The organism is Chitinophaga pollutisoli (assembly GCF_038396755.1).
GTDB classification, from domain to species: Bacteria; Bacteroidota; Bacteroidia; order Chitinophagales; family Chitinophagaceae; genus Chitinophaga; species Chitinophaga pollutisoli.
The window spans coordinates 1,552,941-1,568,843 of the sequence record NZ_CP149822.1 but is presented as its reverse complement, the minus strand read 5'-3'; the positions used below and the strand labels follow the sequence as shown (position 1 = coordinate 1,568,843).

Annotated in this window: 12 protein-coding genes; 8 read left to right on the top strand and 4 right to left on the bottom strand. The window is 55.4% G+C overall.

Features of this window, described 5'->3' with window-relative positions:
- Positions 1 to 177 precede the first annotated feature (177 nt).
- The 3 genes from recQ (at position 178) to WJU16_RS06400 (ending at position 3,887) form a co-directional block, all read left to right on the top strand.
- On the top strand, positions 178 to 2,343 hold the full coding sequence (gene recQ / locus WJU16_RS06410) for a DNA helicase RecQ (protein ID WP_341837499.1): 2,166 nt from the start codon (positions 178 to 180) through the stop codon (positions 2,341 to 2,343).
- Between the two features lie 115 nt (positions 2,344 to 2,458).
- Positions 2,459 to 3,487: a sugar phosphate isomerase/epimerase family protein gene (locus tag WJU16_RS06405; RefSeq protein WP_341837498.1), complete on the top strand. Its 1,029-nt coding sequence runs from the start codon at positions 2,459 to 2,461 to the stop codon at positions 3,485 to 3,487.
- Positions 3,488 to 3,572: 85 nt separating this feature from the next.
- Positions 3,573 to 3,887 (top strand): hypothetical protein, encoded by a 315-nt coding sequence (locus tag WJU16_RS06400; protein WP_341837497.1) that lies wholly within the window; start codon positions 3,573 to 3,575, stop codon positions 3,885 to 3,887.
- A gap of 112 nt (positions 3,888 to 3,999) precedes the next feature.
- Here WJU16_RS06400 and WJU16_RS06395 read toward each other — a convergent pair whose 3' ends face one another.
- The gene (locus WJU16_RS06395; protein ID WP_341837496.1) at positions 4,000 to 4,776 is read right to left on the bottom strand and encodes a FecR domain-containing protein; all 777 of its coding nucleotides are present in this window, start codon (positions 4,774 to 4,776) and stop codon (positions 4,000 to 4,002) included.
- A gap of 203 nt (positions 4,777 to 4,979) precedes the next feature.
- On the opposite strand from WJU16_RS06395, the gene WJU16_RS06390 reads away from it, so the two are divergent.
- A complete protein-coding gene (locus WJU16_RS06390) occupies positions 4,980 to 6,158 on the top strand; it encodes a proline dehydrogenase family protein (protein ID WP_341837495.1) in 1,179 nt (392 codons plus the stop codon).
- Between the two features lie 213 nt (positions 6,159 to 6,371).
- Here WJU16_RS06390 and WJU16_RS06385 read toward each other — a convergent pair whose 3' ends face one another.
- Both WJU16_RS06385 and WJU16_RS06380 read right to left on the bottom strand, forming a co-directional pair.
- On the bottom strand, positions 6,372 to 7,658 hold the full coding sequence (locus WJU16_RS06385) for a RagB/SusD family nutrient uptake outer membrane protein (RefSeq protein WP_341837494.1): 1,287 nt from the start codon (positions 7,656 to 7,658) through the stop codon (positions 6,372 to 6,374).
- A 24-nt stretch (positions 7,659 to 7,682) separates the two neighbouring features.
- A complete protein-coding gene (locus tag WJU16_RS06380; RefSeq protein WP_341837493.1) occupies positions 7,683 to 10,646 on the bottom strand; it encodes a SusC/RagA family TonB-linked outer membrane protein in 2,964 nt (987 codons plus the stop codon).
- A gap of 501 nt (positions 10,647 to 11,147) precedes the next feature.
- Here WJU16_RS06380 and WJU16_RS06375 point away from each other — a divergent pair.
- Together WJU16_RS06375 and WJU16_RS06370 are read left to right on the top strand one after the other, a co-directional pair.
- Positions 11,148 to 11,942, top strand: coding sequence for a thymidylate synthase (locus tag WJU16_RS06375; RefSeq protein ID WP_341837492.1), 795 nt, complete (start codon positions 11,148 to 11,150; stop codon positions 11,940 to 11,942).
- Positions 11,939 to 12,430, top strand: coding sequence for a dihydrofolate reductase (locus WJU16_RS06370; protein ID WP_341837491.1), 492 nt, complete (start codon positions 11,939 to 11,941; stop codon positions 12,428 to 12,430). Before WJU16_RS06375 ends, WJU16_RS06370 begins: the two co-directional genes overlap by 4 nt.
- Positions 12,431 to 12,445: 15 nt before the next feature.
- Here the strand turns inward: WJU16_RS06370 and dnaG are convergent, their stop codons facing one another.
- Positions 12,446 to 14,446 carry a DNA primase gene (dnaG, locus tag WJU16_RS06365; protein ID WP_341837490.1) on the bottom strand — a complete coding sequence of 667 codons (2,001 nt, stop codon included), beginning with the start codon at positions 14,444 to 14,446 and terminating at the stop codon, positions 12,446 to 12,448.
- 44 nt (positions 14,447 to 14,490) lie between these two features.
- On the opposite strand from dnaG, the gene WJU16_RS06360 reads away from it, so the two are divergent.
- Together WJU16_RS06360 and WJU16_RS06355 are read left to right on the top strand one after the other, a co-directional pair.
- On the top strand, positions 14,491 to 14,661 hold the full coding sequence (locus WJU16_RS06360; protein ID WP_341837489.1) for a hypothetical protein: 171 nt from the start codon (positions 14,491 to 14,493) through the stop codon (positions 14,659 to 14,661).
- 13 nt (positions 14,662 to 14,674) lie between these two features.
- The gene (locus WJU16_RS06355) at positions 14,675 to 15,847 is read left to right on the top strand and encodes an acetyl-CoA C-acyltransferase (protein ID WP_341837488.1); all 1,173 of its coding nucleotides are present in this window, start codon (positions 14,675 to 14,677) and stop codon (positions 15,845 to 15,847) included.
- Positions 15,848 to 15,903 lie beyond the last annotated feature (56 nt).

Genomic DNA, 15,903 nt, shown 5'->3' with positions numbered 1-15,903 from the left:
TGTTCAGTTGTTTGGGTGATGTGTGTGCGACAGTTGTATCAGTCTTGTTTCGATTTAGCTTTTTCAGACTCTCGTTATAAATTTATCGAATTATTCCTTACCGGGATAGTTGTTCATGTTAAATTTATGCACATCGTTTTATCCTATATTTGCCCGGAAGCAAAATTAAGTTAGGGTATGCAGGCGCTGTTATCACTGCTGAAACAACATTTCGGTTATACGCAATTCCGTCATAATCAGCAGGCTATCATCGAGCATGTGCTGAATGGTGGGGATACGATGGTTTTAATGCCTACGGGCGGCGGAAAGTCTATCTGCTACCAGCTTCCCGCCCTGGCCATGGAAGGCGTTACCATCGTGGTGTCGCCCCTGATCGCGTTGATGAAAGACCAGGTAGACGCATTGCGCCAGAACGGCATTACGGCCGCGTTCCTCAATTCCACGCAGTCCATGTCCGAACAGCAGACCGTCATGCAGATGCTGCAGCAGGGGCATGTAAAACTGCTGTACCTCGCGCCGGAACGCCTGATCGGCGAAGCGAACTTCATGCAGTGGCTCGCCGGGCAGAAAGTCGCGCTTTTCGCGATCGACGAAGCGCACTGTATCAGCCATTGGGGCCACGATTTCCGGCAGGAATACCTCGCCCTCGGACAACTCAAGGATAAATTCCCCAACGTGCCCGTGATCGCCCTCACCGCTACAGCAGATGCCATCACCAAGCAGGATATCCTCGAAAAACTCCGGCTCCGCAACCCCGCCGTGTTCGAAAATTCCTTCAACCGGCCCAATATCCACTACAGCATCCGCCCCAAAAAAGACTATTATCAGCAACTGGTCGATTATCTCCGCCAGCGGCCCGACGATAGCGGCATCATCTACTGCCTCTCCCGCTCCGGCACCGAATCCCTCGCGGAAGACCTCCAGCGCGAAGGATTCTCCGCCGCCGCCTACCACGCCGGGCTCGAAAGGAACCTCCGCGAAGAGCGCCAGGAACGTTTCCTGCGCGACGATGTCCGCATCATGGTGGCCACCATCGCGTTCGGCATGGGCATCAATAAAAGCAACGTCAGGTTCGTCGTGCATGCCGACCTGCCTAAGAATATCGAAGGCTATTACCAGGAAACCGGCCGCGCCGGCCGCGACGGGCTGCCATCCGAAGCCATTCTTTTCTACAGCGCCGGCGACGTTTTCAAAATGAAGCGCTTCGCCAGCGTGGAAGGCAACGAGGAACAATCCGCCGTGATGCTCCGCAAGCTGGAGCAGATGGTGGGCCTTTGTGAAACCATCACCTGCCGCCGCCAGTATCTTTTGCGCTATTTCGGGGAAGGCGCCCCCGATGCCTGCGGCAATTGCGATATCTGCCAGGGCCAGTATGAAAAGGCGGACGGCACCGTAGCCGCGCAGAAACTGCTCAGCGCCGTTTACCGGCTCCAGGAGCGGTTCGGGCTGAATTACGTGGTGGATTTCCTGCGGGGAGGCGCCGGCGTGCGCGATGCCCACCAGGAAATCAAAACCTACGGCATCGGGAAAGACATCGGAAAAGAACAATGGAAACAATACGCCCGGGAGCTGATGCAGCTCGGGTTCCTGGGGCAATCGTCCGGCGAATACCCCGTGCTGAAGCTCACCGATACGAGCTGGTCGGTCCTCAAGGGCGAAGTGCAGGTGCAACTCACCGCGCCCGCCGCCGCTTCCGCCGCTATCTCCACTTCCGGTTCCGCCCGCAACGGCGGTGATATACCGCAGCCCCTGCTGCTGGCGGAACTCAAGCAGTTGCGCAAGAGCCTGGCGGAAAAGGAGCGGGTGCCGCCTTACATCATTTTCTCCGACGCCACGCTGGCGGAACTCTGCACCTGGCTTCCCCAAAGCCTGGGCGACCTCACCCGCATCTCCGGCTTCGGGGAAGTGAAGCTCGCCAAATACGGGGAGCCTTTCCTGGAGGTGATGCAGACGTATTGCGCGCGCCATGGCCTGCAAAGTCAGGTGCACCTCAAAGCCGGTAAAACGGCGAAGCCCCGCAAATCCAAACCCGAAACGGGCAACAGCCAGCGCGCCAGCCTGCAGTTCTTCCAGGAAGGTCTGGCCATCGAAGAGATTGCCGCCCGCCGGGGGCTCGCCGTGTCCACTATCGAAAGCCACCTGGCCGATTTTATCCGCAAAGGCGAGCTGGATATCCGCGATGTGGTGCCCGACGGCAACCGCCTCGCATGGATCCTCCGCACCATCGAAAACGCAAGCGGACAAGGGCTCACCCAAATGAAGGAACAGCTCGGCGACGATGTCGGGTACGGAGAGATCCGCGCCGTACTCAATTATTATTTCTGGCGCCAGGAACAGGCGTAAGTCCCGAATGCCGTTTTTTTTACTGTTATTTTTTGCTTAAATTGTTTGATACTTCCACGTTCACGGAGTTCAACGTGTAGTCTTTACTGTTTCATTACTTCAAATTTTTACACCCATGTCATCATCCACGAACCGCAGACATTTTCTTCGCCAGCTCGGCATGTTCACCGCCGGCGTATCGCTGGGTCCCGCCTTCCTTTCCGCCTGCAATAACGCGGGAACTGCCGGCAACGGCGACTCCTCGAAGGTTGACAGCACCAGTGGAAACGCCGCGGCGAAAGACCTTTTCTTCAAAATATCCCTGGCCGAATGGTCGTTCCATAACGCCATCTGGTCCGGTAAAATGACCAATCTCGATTTCGCTGAAAAAGCGAAAAAAGATTACGGCATTACCGGGGTGGAATATGTGAACCAGTTCTTCAAAGACAAAGCCAAGGATAAAAACTACCTGGCCGACATGAAGAAGCGTGCCGACGATAACGGCGTTACCAGCGTGCTTATCATGTGCGACGGCGAAGGCGAGCTGGGCGATCTGGATCCGAAGAAACGCACTACGGCGATAGAGAACCACTACAAATGGGTGGAAGCCGCGCAATTCCTGGGATGCCATTCCATTCGCGTGAATGCCGCGGGCCATGGTAAGGAAGAGGAAGTAAAGAAAGCGGCGATCGACGGCCTCGGCCGCCTGACCGACTTTGCGAAAGATTTCAATATCGGCGTAATCGTGGAAAACCATGGCGGTTTCTCCTCCAATGGGATCTGGCTGAGCGATGTGATGAAAGGCGTCAACAAGCCCGGTTGCGGCACCCTGCCCGACTTCGGCAACTTCTGCATCAAACGCACAGAGCCTACCGCCAACACACCCGAAGCATGGGCCGCCACCAAATGCCTCGAAGAGTACGACCGTTACAAAGGCGTAACGGAACTGATGCCCTTCGCCAAAGGTGTAAGTGCCAAAACACATGATTTTGATGCCAATGGCAACGAAACGGCCACCGATTACCGGAAAATGCTGCAAATTGTGAAAGATGCGGGATATACCGGCTTTATCGGCATCGAATACGAAGGGTCGAAAGACGCGGAAGACGTAGGCGTGCGCAAAACGCTCGAACTGCTGAAACGCGTTGGCATGGAACTGAGCTGATAAACAATTGGCCCGGCCCTTTGTTTTGTTGATAAGTGGATCAATTAAAATGCTGCACGATATGATAACAAAACCTGGACACAATATGACGACGCTATCAGACGTAATGGAAGTGCTGAAAGAAAGGGGCGTGGACCATGAACTGCGCCTGATGGAAGATGGGAACCTCCTCGATTCCGACTCCGGCCGGACCTTCAGCGCCGAAGGTGTGAAGATCATCCGCACCTACCGGTTCGAAGGAGAATCCAACCCGGACGATTCCGCCGTGCTCTACCTCCTGGAAAACAACGACGGGATTCAAGGGTACATCATCAACGCTTATGGCGCCTACAGCGATTACGACGGCGATATGTTCGATAATTTCATCCGCAACCTGCCAGTGGAAGAACGCGAGTGGTAATCACGCCGGGCCTGAAAAATACAGAAGGGTGACGAAAGCTTCCGCTTTGCGTCACCCTTTTCTATTTGCCCCATCCGTAGCATTTTTCCAGAGGATATGGGGTCTGACTTATTTAAAATTTGATCACGACTTTGTCGCGGGTAATGCGGTAGGTGAAACCGATGCTATCCTGCAGGGCGTCGAGCATTTCGTGCAGGGTTTCCTTGCTGAATTCGCCGGTGATATTGCGGGAGGGATCGCTGCGTTTGCCTTTCACTTCCATTTCCACACCATACCAGTCTTCCATCTTCTTTAACGCTGCAGGCAGCGGCGTATTGTGGAACACCAGCCGGTTATTCAAACAATCGCGCTGTTCTTCCAGCTCGAACGTCTCTTTTTCCATCAGGTCGATCATTTTATTGGCGAGCACGCTCTGCCCGGCCAGGAGGTCTTCCGGCTGATTGTCGGATGGCGAGTGGTAAGATTTCCGGACGTGGGCCGAACCGCTGAGCACATAGCAAAACGCGCCCTGCTGCGATTCGAGGCTATGCAGGCGGAATGTCGCGCCGGGCGTAACTGTCTTGAGTTTGTCAGTCCAAACTGTGAGCTTCGGCCCATCCGGCACCGAAAAGAAAGCTTCCCCGTCGAGCACCAGTTCGCGCAGGCCAGGATAACCTTCGGGCATATACAGGCGGGATCGGGAATTGAGGATGACAAGCGTGCTGTCGGGCAGGCGTACCGCCTTTCTTTCCCCGTAACGGCTCTGGTACAAGGTATACCGGATACCGGGCTGCAACATGCCGGAGCTGCGCTGGTGGCGGCCGGCCAGGTAGTACAACACGCCGCCGACTATAAGCATGACAAGGATCAGCGCAAGGGCGGTAGGTTGCCAGTTGCGCCGCTTTTTCATATACAGTGGAAAACGTGGCCGTCTGTTTTGCTTAATGCGTGCACTCATGGTTGGGAATAAAAAGATTTGTTGTAAGTCCCGGCTACAATATAATAAAAAATCAGCTGAACCGCTTACTGGTTCTATCTGTTGTATGTCAGAAAAAAATCATAAGAAAAATCAGATTTTTTTAGAAACGGCGGTTCCCCTTAACTTTGCCGCCCATGGAACCACACCAACCGTTATCGTTTGAGAATACAGCCATTGCCTTCGAGCATATGTCGGATAAAGCACTGAAGAGAGCGAACTTTCTGTTCAGCAATATCGGCAAGCCCTGGCTGGTGAAATTCGGCGCCTTTGCCACGCCGCTCGCCTTCAAACTGCGCCTTCCCGTAAAAGGCATTATCAAAAGCACCATCTTCAATCATTTCTGCGGAGGCGAATCCCTGGAAGAAGCCGTCCGCGCCGCAGAAGCCCTGGGCCGTTATGGCGTGGGCGTAGCGCTTGATTACGGGGTGGAAGCCCTCGAAGGGGAAGATAACTATGATAACGCCGTGCCCGAGTTCCTCCGCGCCATCCAGTTCGCCGCCGGCAAACCCTACATCCCGTTCCTGCCCATCAAGGTAACCGGCTTCGCCCGGTTCGGACTGCTGGAAAAAATTCACGCCGGCCAGGCCCTCAACGCCGACGAACAGGCTGAGTTCAACCGCGTCCGCGAACGCATCCGCACCATCTGCGCCGCCGCCGCCAAAGCCAAGATCGCCGTGCTGGTAGATGCCGAAGAATCCTGGGTGCAACAACCGGTCGATGATCTCACCGATGAGATGATGAGCGGCTTCAACAAAGGCAACGTATTCGTTTATAATACTTTCCAGCTGTACCGCCACGACCGCCTGGAGTATCTCAAAAAATCCTTTGACCTCGCCAAGGCCAACGGCTACCTCCTCGGCGCAAAACTCGTGCGTGGCGCATATATGGAGAAGGAGCGCAAAAGAGCCGAAGAATTCAATTACGATTCCCCCATCCAGCCAGACAAAACCTCGGCCGATGAAGACTATAACGACGCACTGCACTTCTGCCTCGACCGCCTGGATTCTCTGGCCGTGTTCATCGGCACCCACAACGAAGACAGCTGCATGCTCGCCGCCCGACTGATGGACGAGAAAAACATACCGCACAACAGCCCCCGCGTCAGCTTTTCCCAGCTGTACGGCATGAGCGACAATATTACCTTCAACCTGGCGCATGCGGGGTACCGCGTGTCCAAATACCTGCCTTACGGGCCGGTGAAGGACGTAATGCCTTACCTGATCCGCCGTGCACAGGAAAATACTTCCATCGCCGGGCAAATGGGCCGGGAGTTGGGTTTGATTCGTAAAGAAATGAAACGCAGGGGGTTATAAATATTCTGGCGCAAAAAGACAGCCGCTTCCACCGGGAGCGGCTTTTTAATTCCGGGCGGGCCTGTAACATTTGGAAGATATGGTACGTCTTACACATATCTAACCGCCTTCAATGGCGGCATTAAACGGAAACCATCTTATTCTTTTGCCATGTAAAAGAAAAGAGGGCGCCTCTTGCAGGGGCGCCCTCTCATTTTTTAAAGTGTTCCGGCATCAGCTTCCTTCCGTGAGCGGGATGGGGAACATATTCCAGATTTTATCGCCGGGCCGGGGATTGGGCAGCTGGTTGAGGCGGTTATAGCGCCGCATATCGATCCAGCGGTGACCTTCCCCGAACAGGGAATAGCGCCTGTGGTACAACATTTCGTTGAGCAATGCGGCCTGCGTAACGCCGCCGGCGTAAGGCGTCAGGTTGTGGTCCGCCCGCAGCCGGTTGATGGCTGCGATGCCGTCGGGCAGCTGGTTCAGCTGGATCTTCGCTTCGGCGTAAATCAAAATCAATTCTTCGTTACGGATGATGTACACGGGTGATTCGTTGTTGAAATGAATCCAGACGTCGCGGGTGCCGGTAAGGCCTTCCTGCGTGATGGGAATGTCGCGCAGGGTGGCTTTGGCGATGCGGTCGTCTCCCGGCAGAATGTCAGTCGAAAAGGAGGAATACGCCAGCCGGAACTCCCCGGAATTGGTGTTCTGCGGCAAAAACAGCGGGTTGAGCTGGTCGCCTGATTTGTTGCTGAAAGAATGGAAGTATCCTGTTTCAAACGGGCCGTTCAGGTGGAAGAAAGACGCGTTCAGCGCCGTGAGCGCCGCCGCCCATTGTTGCCGGTAGATCGCCACCCGCGCGGCGATGGCCCGGTTGAATTTGAGAAGGTCCGCCGCACTGGCGGCGCCGATCGTCACCGGGAAAGCGATCTCCGCACCGGTCAGCTCCGCTTTTCCCTGGTCGAGGAGGGCGGCAATGTCAGCCAATGATTCGGTGTAAGTACGGAATGGGCCGATGTTGTTGGGATCTTTCACATCCGTACGGATGCCGTTGGTATACGTCATGTTCAGGTTCAGCAGCAGCTGGTAGGCCATGATAGTTTTGGTGTAACCGGTATAACCTTTCTTCTGCACATCCGAAATGTAATTGGCGTTGGCCACGGCGTCGTGAATGATGTTGCCCTGCCGCACCACGCGGTAGCGCGCGGCCCAGGGGTTGGTGATATAGAACGTGTTATTGTCGAGGGTACCGTCGCCCATCAACTCGCCTACATATCTCGGTTCCGAAGCGGAGAAACGGTAAATCTCCCGGCCGATCACGCCGATGGCGTCGTAATAAGTGGCCAGGCTCTGTCGGGTGCCGGATTCCAGGCCTACCATGAGGTTGTCGAGCTTGACTTTAGTGCCGTTACGGATCGCATCGTCGACGATCGGGCTGTTGAGGTTGGGGATTTCTCCCTTCTGGCAGGCAGCCAGGAAGAGGAGCGCGCCCAGGCATATGATAAGATGCTTTTTCATGATCAAAATTTTCGGATGAAACAATCAGAACGTTACGGCGAAATGGAAAGTCGCGCGCTTGGATGCCGGGTATGGCATTACCTCCACACCGCTCGACAAACCATTGCTGCCGCGTGAAGTGGCGGTGGAAAGCGTGTTGGAGCCGAAGTTGGAGGATTCCGGGTCGTAACTGTTGTATTTCGTCCAGGTGATCCAGTTGTTCAGTGACGCGCCGATGTTGATGCCGGTGATATATTTATTCCGTGGCACGGGCACCTGGTAGTACAGCCCGATTTCGCGGATCCGCACGTAAGAAGCGTCCTGCACGAAACCGGCGGCTTCGCCCTTGCCGAATGCGGTGTTGCGGTCGATGCCGTCTTTAATTCCGTTGCCATTGCGGTCGTCGTCGTAATCGGCCGAAGTTTTGTTGAGGTCGTTCAGCAGTTGGCTGAGGTTGATGTTATCCCCGCCTTTCTTCCAGTGCAGCATGAAACGGAAGCTGAAATTTTTCAGGAAATTGATTTCGTTGATGGTGCTCAGCTGGAAGTCGGGCTCTGAATTCCCCAGCACGCCGATGCCCGGCGTTTCGCCGAGGGTGCCGATGATCTGGGTGGCGGATTTACCTTCTTCGATATAGAAATTACCCAGCGAGTTGCCGAATGCGCCCATCGGGAAAGGAGGGATCAGCAGCTCGGTGATCTTGGATTTGTTTTTCCAGAAATTGATGTGGGTGTTCCACCGGAAATTCTTTTTGTTGATCGGCAATGCGCTGATGCCGATCTCAATGCCCTGGTTCCGGAGGTCGCCCGCATTGAGCCACTGTGCCGTGAAGCCCGTGGATGGCTGCAGGTTCCTTCGGATGAGAAGGTCGTAGATCTTCTTGATGTAATAGGTGGCTTCGAGCGTGAGCCGCCCGTTGAGGAAGCTTACGTCTACACCCGTTTCAAATTCGGTTTGCTTTTCCTGCTTGATGTCGGGGTTGCCGAGCTGATTGTCGACCAGCACCCCGCCATTGCCGCCGATATTGTTCGGCAGCGCCGCCAGGAACCGCGCTCCGTAAGGCGCTACGTTGCCCGACTGCCCGTATGCCGCGCGAAGCTTGAGGCTGTTGATCAGCTGCATCTTCCAGAACGGCATTTTGGCGATGTTCCAGGAAAATGATCCCTTTGGCAACACGAAATATTTCTTCCAGTCGCCGTTATTGGTGGACCTGTCGAAGCGCACTCCGGCGCCCAGGGTGATCGCGTCCATGATGAGCACTTCTTCCTGCAGGAAAATCCCATTGTCGCGATATTTGGTCCGGAATTGCTGCAGCGCGGCGTTGGCGGCCATATCCACGTTTGTTTGCAGCGGCGTGGTGTTGGTGGCCGTGGCCAGGATCATGTCGAGGTAATTGGTTTCCAGTGTGGCTCCAAGCGAGGTCGTGAAGTTGAGGTTTTTGTTGGCGGCGAACTGGTTCACGAGGATGCCGGCCAGGTTGGAATTGAGGTTGGAAGTATTCCCCTGGATCGACGCGCCTTCCAGGTTGTTGCGCATGAACGGCAGCGACCGCGGGAAAATAGCTTCCGTTTTCAGGTGGAAGTAATCCACACCACCGCGGACGATCAGCCGGGTATTAGTGTTGTCCTGCTCATGCAGGAGGATTTTGATCTCGCCGCCGGTGATCACGCGGTTCACGGTTTCGTTGTTGCGCATTTTGTCGCGCAGCTCGATGGGGTTTTGCCCGCCCACGAGCACCGGGTAATTGCCGTCGGCGTCGGGCCGGAGGGGCACATATTCCGGGGCGGCGGAGAGCGCCACGCCGTAGGTCACGGAGTTGTTGTCGTTGTTGGTAAGCCCGCGGTCGGCGGAGGTTTTCATGTAAGCGGCGCGCAGGCCCACGGAGATGCGGTTGTTAAGCCGGTGGTCTACATTCAGGCGCAGCGAGTTGTTGAGATAACCGGTGTTTTTGATGATGCCCTGCTCGTCTTTCCGGTTGGCGGAGAAGAACACCCCGGTGCGCTCGTCGCCCCCGGTCACGCTGACGTTGGTGTTGAGCAGGAGTCCTTTTTCGCCGTACATATCTTTTTCGTGGTCGTATAGTTTGCCGGCGTCGCGGGCGGCGATGAAGGCGTCTCTGGCGGCGGCGCCGCCTTTATCGAAGGCGGTTTCTTCAGTAAAATGCCGCATGCCGAGGAGCTTCCGGGCCTGCGTCCACCCTACATCCTGACGGGCTTTCACGAGCGTTCGGCCGGAGAGGCCCTTTTTGGTGGTGATGATAACAACGCCCGCCGCGGCTTTGGAACCATAAATGGCGGAAGCGGATGCGCCCTTGAGCACTTCGATGTTCTCGATATCGTCCGGGTTGATGTCGGCCACGCGGCTGGAGGGGTTGTCCTGATACTGCTCGTTCCCCGCCCTGGAAGCGGCGGTGATGATATTGAGGCCTGCGGGAACGGATACGTTACTGATGAAAATCCCGTCGACCACATACAGCGGCTGGCTGTTGGAGAAGATGGAGGTGACGCCGCGCATCTTCACGGAGATGCCGCCGCCGGGCGCGCCGGAGTTGGCGGTGATGAGTGCGCCGGGGATCTTGCCGCTGAGGGCGGCATCGAAAGTTTGCGCGGGCGCAACGCCGTAGAGCTCTTTTGCGGAAAGGGTGGCCACGGCGTTGGCGAGGTTGCTGCGCTTCACGCTGGTGGCCAGGCCGGTGATCACCACTTCGTCGAGGTTGGCGAAATCCTCTTCCAGGGTCACGGTCATGGCCGTGGTGGAAGCTTCCCGGCGGAGGGTTTTGTATCCGGTGAAGGAAAAGACGAGCGTGCTGCCGGCGGGTGCTTCCAGGGAAAATTTCCCGGTGATGTCGGAGACGGTTCCGCGGTTGGAATTAAGGAGGCGTACGGTAACACCGGGCAGGCCGTTGCCTTCGGTGTCCGTCACGCGGCCGCTGACACGCTGCTGGGCATGGGCGCATAACGCCCCGCATAGCAGGATGAGCAGCCAGGTACATTGTTTGAGGAAATGCATGTGCTGGCGATTTAGAGGTTTGTAAATGGTGAGGTTGATAAAAAACACGGTATGCCGTTGCTGCTACGGATCTGTGGCTTGATAGCGCATGTCAGGTTAGATTTAGAGGACCCTCCCGCACCGATATGGCCTTGCTGCTACATACATCTGCTGCTAATTTGTCTTGACTTCTGCTGTTTTGGTTTTTCAGTCAGGTCCTGTTTTTCAATACGTGTTGCTGCTAATTGTCGGGTGTTTATCCTTGCTTGTTTTTCAATTGGTTAAATATCGGAATTGATGCTATTTGCCGGTTTTGGTTGTTGTAACGCCATGGGGCCAGGTTCACTTTTGCAGATTAACGAAATTTACGGAAAACGGGATTTGTTTATGTGTGCGGATTAGGTTATATTATTTCATCCTGCTATTTGTAGCGCGCTGCGGCAGAGGAGCAGTAACGTACCTGAAGGTAACCAGGAGAAAATGTATTGAATTTCTTCATTTACCATTAAGTTTGCAGTGTATATGCAACAGTATAAAGACCTCCTCCAACATATCCTCGACAACGGGGCGGACAAAACTGACCGCACCGGAACCGGCACCCGCAGCTGTTTTGGCTACCAGATGCGCTTCGATCTGCAGCAGGGCTTCCCCATGGTCACCACCAAGAAACTGCACCTCAAATCCATCATTTACGAACTGCTCTGGTTCCTGAAAGGCGATACCAACGTGCATTACCTCCAGGAGCATGGGGTGAAGATATGGGACGAATGGGCCAGCGCCGAAGGGGACCTCGGGCCCGTGTACGGCAAGCAATGGCGCAGCTGGGAAGGCGCCGACGGTAAAACGTACGACCAGATCACCGACGTGGTGGAGCAGATCAAAAAGAACCCGGACTCCCGCCGCCTCATCGTCAACGCCTGGAATGTGGCCGACCTGCCGCAAATGGCCCTCAGCCCCTGCCACTGCCTCTTCCAGTTTTACGTGGCCGACGGCAAACTGAGCTGCCAGCTTTACCAGCGCAGCGCCGACGTTTTCCTGGGCGTCCCTTTCAATATCGCGTCTTACGCATTGCTCACACTCATGATCGCGCAGGTGTGCGGCCTCCAGCCGGGCGAATTCGTCCACAGCTTCGGAGACGTCCATCTCTACAATAACCACTTCGAACAAGCCCGCCTCCAGCTCGAGCGCGAACCGTTCCCGCTGCCGGTAATGAAACTGAACCCGGATGTGAAGGATATCTTCGCTTTCCAATACGAAGATTTCACCCTGGAAAATTACCAGTCGCACCCTCACATCAAAGCCCCCGTAGCCGTATGATTTCCGTAATAGTAGCCGCTTCCGAGAATAACGTCATCGGTATCAACAACCAGCTCCCCTGGAAACTGCCCGACGATTTCAAATTCTTCAAGAATACCACCTACGGATTCCCCGTGATCATGGGCCGTAAAACCTTCGAATCCCTCGGCGGCGCCACGCTCAAAGGGCGCCATAATATCGTTATCACCCGGCAGCAGGACTATGCTCCGGCCGGGGTGTCGGTCGTGCATTCCCTGGCCGATGCCCTCGCGCTCGCGGAGCAGGACGATGTAAAGGAAATTTTCGTGATCGGAGGGATGGAAATCATCAACCAGGCCTGGCCGCAGATCGATCGCATCTATCTCACCCGCGTACACACCACGGTGGAAGGCGACGCCTTTTTCCCCGAAGTAGACCCTGCGGAATGGAAGCGCGTTCATGCCGAAGACCATCCGGCCGACGAAAAGCATGCCTACGCCTTTACGTTCGAAACGTGGGAGCGGAAATAACGTTGTTCCCTTAAACTACTTGAAAATAACGGTGCCCACGCCTTCGGTGAGCTCCTTCATGATCTGCTTGAGATGCTTGTCCATCTCCAGGCAGCGGATTTGCGCTTCGTAATCTTCCGTACTGCTCATTTCCTGCTGGTTTTCCGCGATCAGTTTCTGGATTTTCCGGATGATGAGATAATTGGTGGCGCTGATGGTATCGCGTCGGAAGGCGTCGTCGCCATAAACGGTCTTAATCTCGAACCGCTCTTTCCAGGCCGCGCTCAGCTCCGCTTCCTTGTCTTCCAGGATGATGGCCACATTCCGCGCTACATCGTTGTCGGGATGGTAGAGGAACATTTTCTTATCCGGGATAGAGCCCTGGTCGTACGCTTCCTTGTATTCGCGCAGGATGCGTTTCACGATTTCGTTTTCGGAAAGGGATTCGAAATCGTAGGGGAGATGGAAGATGTAATCGGCGACGGTTGTTTTTTGTTCCTCGTCGAAGACCTTATCGCCGAAGCGCAGCAGGATCTTGATCAGCTCGCGCTCCTGGCGTTCGGAAGTGTTGAAGATGTTTTCGGATGGCGCTGCGGGCGTTTCGGCGCCGTCGGGGAAGTACTCGGGGTACATTTCCGCCAGTGAAGGGCCGTCTTCGGTCGGGGGAGGCCCATCGAACCCGCCTTTCTTTTTCCCGCTCTGCTCGTTGAGCGCCTGTTTGGAAAGGCGGTCGCGGATGAATTTGTTTACCAGATCCACCAGCCTTTCTTCGTCGATTTTCAGCAACTGGCTGCACTGGCGGATATAATCCTGCTGGCGGGTGAAATCCTCCACTTTATCGATCCGCGCGATGGTTTCCGCGATCTCGTTCACGAGCTGCGACTTGCGCGTGGAATCGTTGCCCGCTTCCTTCATGGAAACGTGCAACTTGAAGAGGATGAAATCCTGTTTGTTGTCGGCGATGAATTGCCGGAACGCCTCCGCGCCGATCTTCCGCACGTAACTGTCCGGGTCCTCTTTATCGGGCACCAGCGCCAGTTTGACGTTCAGCCCTTCTTCGATGGCCATGTCCAACCCGCGGAGCGCGGCCTTGATGCCGGCGTTGTCGCCATCGTAGAGGATGGTGAGGTTGTTGGTGTATTTCTTGATGAGCCGCAGCTGGTCGGTGGTGAGCGAGGTGCCGGAAGAGGCCACCACGTTTTCGATACCGGCCTGGTGCAGGGAAATCACGTCGGTATAGCCTTCCACCAGCAGGCATTCGTCGAGCTTGTCAATGGCGTGCCGCGCGAAGTAGGTGCCGTACAGCACCTTGCTTTTGACGTAAATATCGTTTTCGGGGGAGTTGATGTATTTGGGCGCGCGGTCGGATTTGACGAGGATGCGCGCGCCGAATCCGAGTACTTTCCCGCTCTGGTTGTGGATGGGGAAGATGACGCGGCCGCGGTAGTTGTCGATCGGCTGATCGTTGCGGACGGTAACGAGGCCCGTTTTCTGGAGGTATTCCAGGTTGTAGCCTTTATGTTGCGCTTCCCGGACGAACGCTTCGCGCAGGTTGAGGGCGTACCCCAGCTGGAATTTGCGGATGATCTCTTCGGAGAACCCGCGTTCTTCGAAATAGGAAAGGCCCACGTTCTGGCCTTCGTCGGTTTCGAAGAGGGTTTTGACGAAATAATCCCGGGCGAAGTTGTTGATGATGAAAAGGCTGTCGGCCATTTGCTGGCGCTGCTTCACTTCGGGGCTGACTTCCGTTTCTTCGATCTCTACCTGGTAGCGTTGCGCGAGCCAGCGGATGGCTTCCACATAGGAGTACTTTTCGTGCTCCATCACGAAATTGATCGCATTCCCGCTTTTGCCGCAGCCGAAGCATTTGTAGATTTCCTTGGTGCCGGAAACGGTGAAAGAGGGAGATTTTTCGTTATGGAAAGGGCAGAGGCCCATATAATTGGCGCCGCGTTTCTTCAGTTTCACGAATGCGCCGACCACATCGATGATATCGATGCGGTGGAGGATTTGCTGTATGGTATTTTGGGTGATCAAAGCCGGTCGTCTGTTATCTGGCGTCTGTCAAAAAATTACGCAATTTGTTTCAAAACCATCCATTTTTTGCGGCAAAAACTGGTTTTCCTGATACCGGTTTCTATCAAATGTTTGATGATGGAAGCAAATGCAAACTTACAGGAAATTTCATGAAAGGCGGCGTTTTGGCGGCGGCCCGGCAAATCGGTATATTTGGGGATTCCACCAAAACATGAGGAACATTAACTTATGAGAGAAGTATTTATCGTATCCGTAGCCAGAACCCCGATAGGGGCATTCAACGGCGCTTTGGCGTCGGTTCCCGCCACCACGTTGGGCGCTACGGTCATCGCCGCCGCCCTGGAGCGCGCCGGCGTGGCGAAGGAGCAGGTGCAGGAAGTGTATATGGGAAATGTGATCAGCGCCAACATCGGCCAGGCGCCCGCCAACCAGGCAAGCCTTTATGCAGGGCTCCCCAACACCGTGCCCTGCACTACCGTGAACAAAGTGTGCGCTTCCGGCATGAAAGCCATCATGCTCGGCGCCCAGAGCATCCTGCTCGGCGATAACGATATCGTGGTGGCCGGCGGCATGGAATCCATGAGCAACATACCGTATTATCTCGATAAAGCCCGCAACGGCTACCGCCTCGGACACGGCGCCGTGATCGACGGTATCCTGCGCGACGGCCTGTGGGATCCGTATAAAGATTTCCACATGGGCAACGCCGCTGAAATCTGTGCGGCGGAGTATAAAATCTCCCGTGAAGACCAGGACAATTACGCCAAACAAAGCTACCAGCGCGCGGCAACGGCCTGGGAAAAAGGATATTTTGCCGGGGAGATCGTTCCGGTGACCACCGGCGGCAAATCGCCCGTAACTGTGAGCGAAGACGAAGAATTCAAAAAAGTGAACTTCGAGAAAATGGCTACCCTGAAGCCGGCGTTCCAGAAAGACGGGACGATCACCGCCGCCAACGCTTCCAAGATCAACGACGGCGCCGCCGCGGTGGTGCTGGCGAGCCGGGAGAAGGTGAAAGAGCTGGGCCTCAAGCCTTTAGCAAAGATCGTGAGCTTCGCCGACGCCAGCCAGGCGCCGGAATGGTTCACCACCACGCCCGTGAAAGCGGTGAATAACGCTCTCGCGAAGGCGAAAATGGAGATCGGGCAGATGGATTTCGTGGAAATCAACGAAGCGTTCTCCTGCGTGGCGCTGGCCAATGAAAAGGACCTGGGCATCCCGGGCGAAAAACTTAATGTTTGGGGCGGAGCCGTGGCCCTGGGGCACCCGATCGGCTGTTCCGGCGCGCGTATCATCGTGAGCCTCACCTCCATCCTGCGGCAGGAAAACGGCCGTTTCGGCGTTGCCGGGATATGCAACGGGGGCGGGGGCGCCAGCGCAATGATCATAGAGAAAATCTAATTCCTTTGCTTTTTGGGAAACAAACGATAAATTTGCCCTGCCTTTTCAAAAAGGAA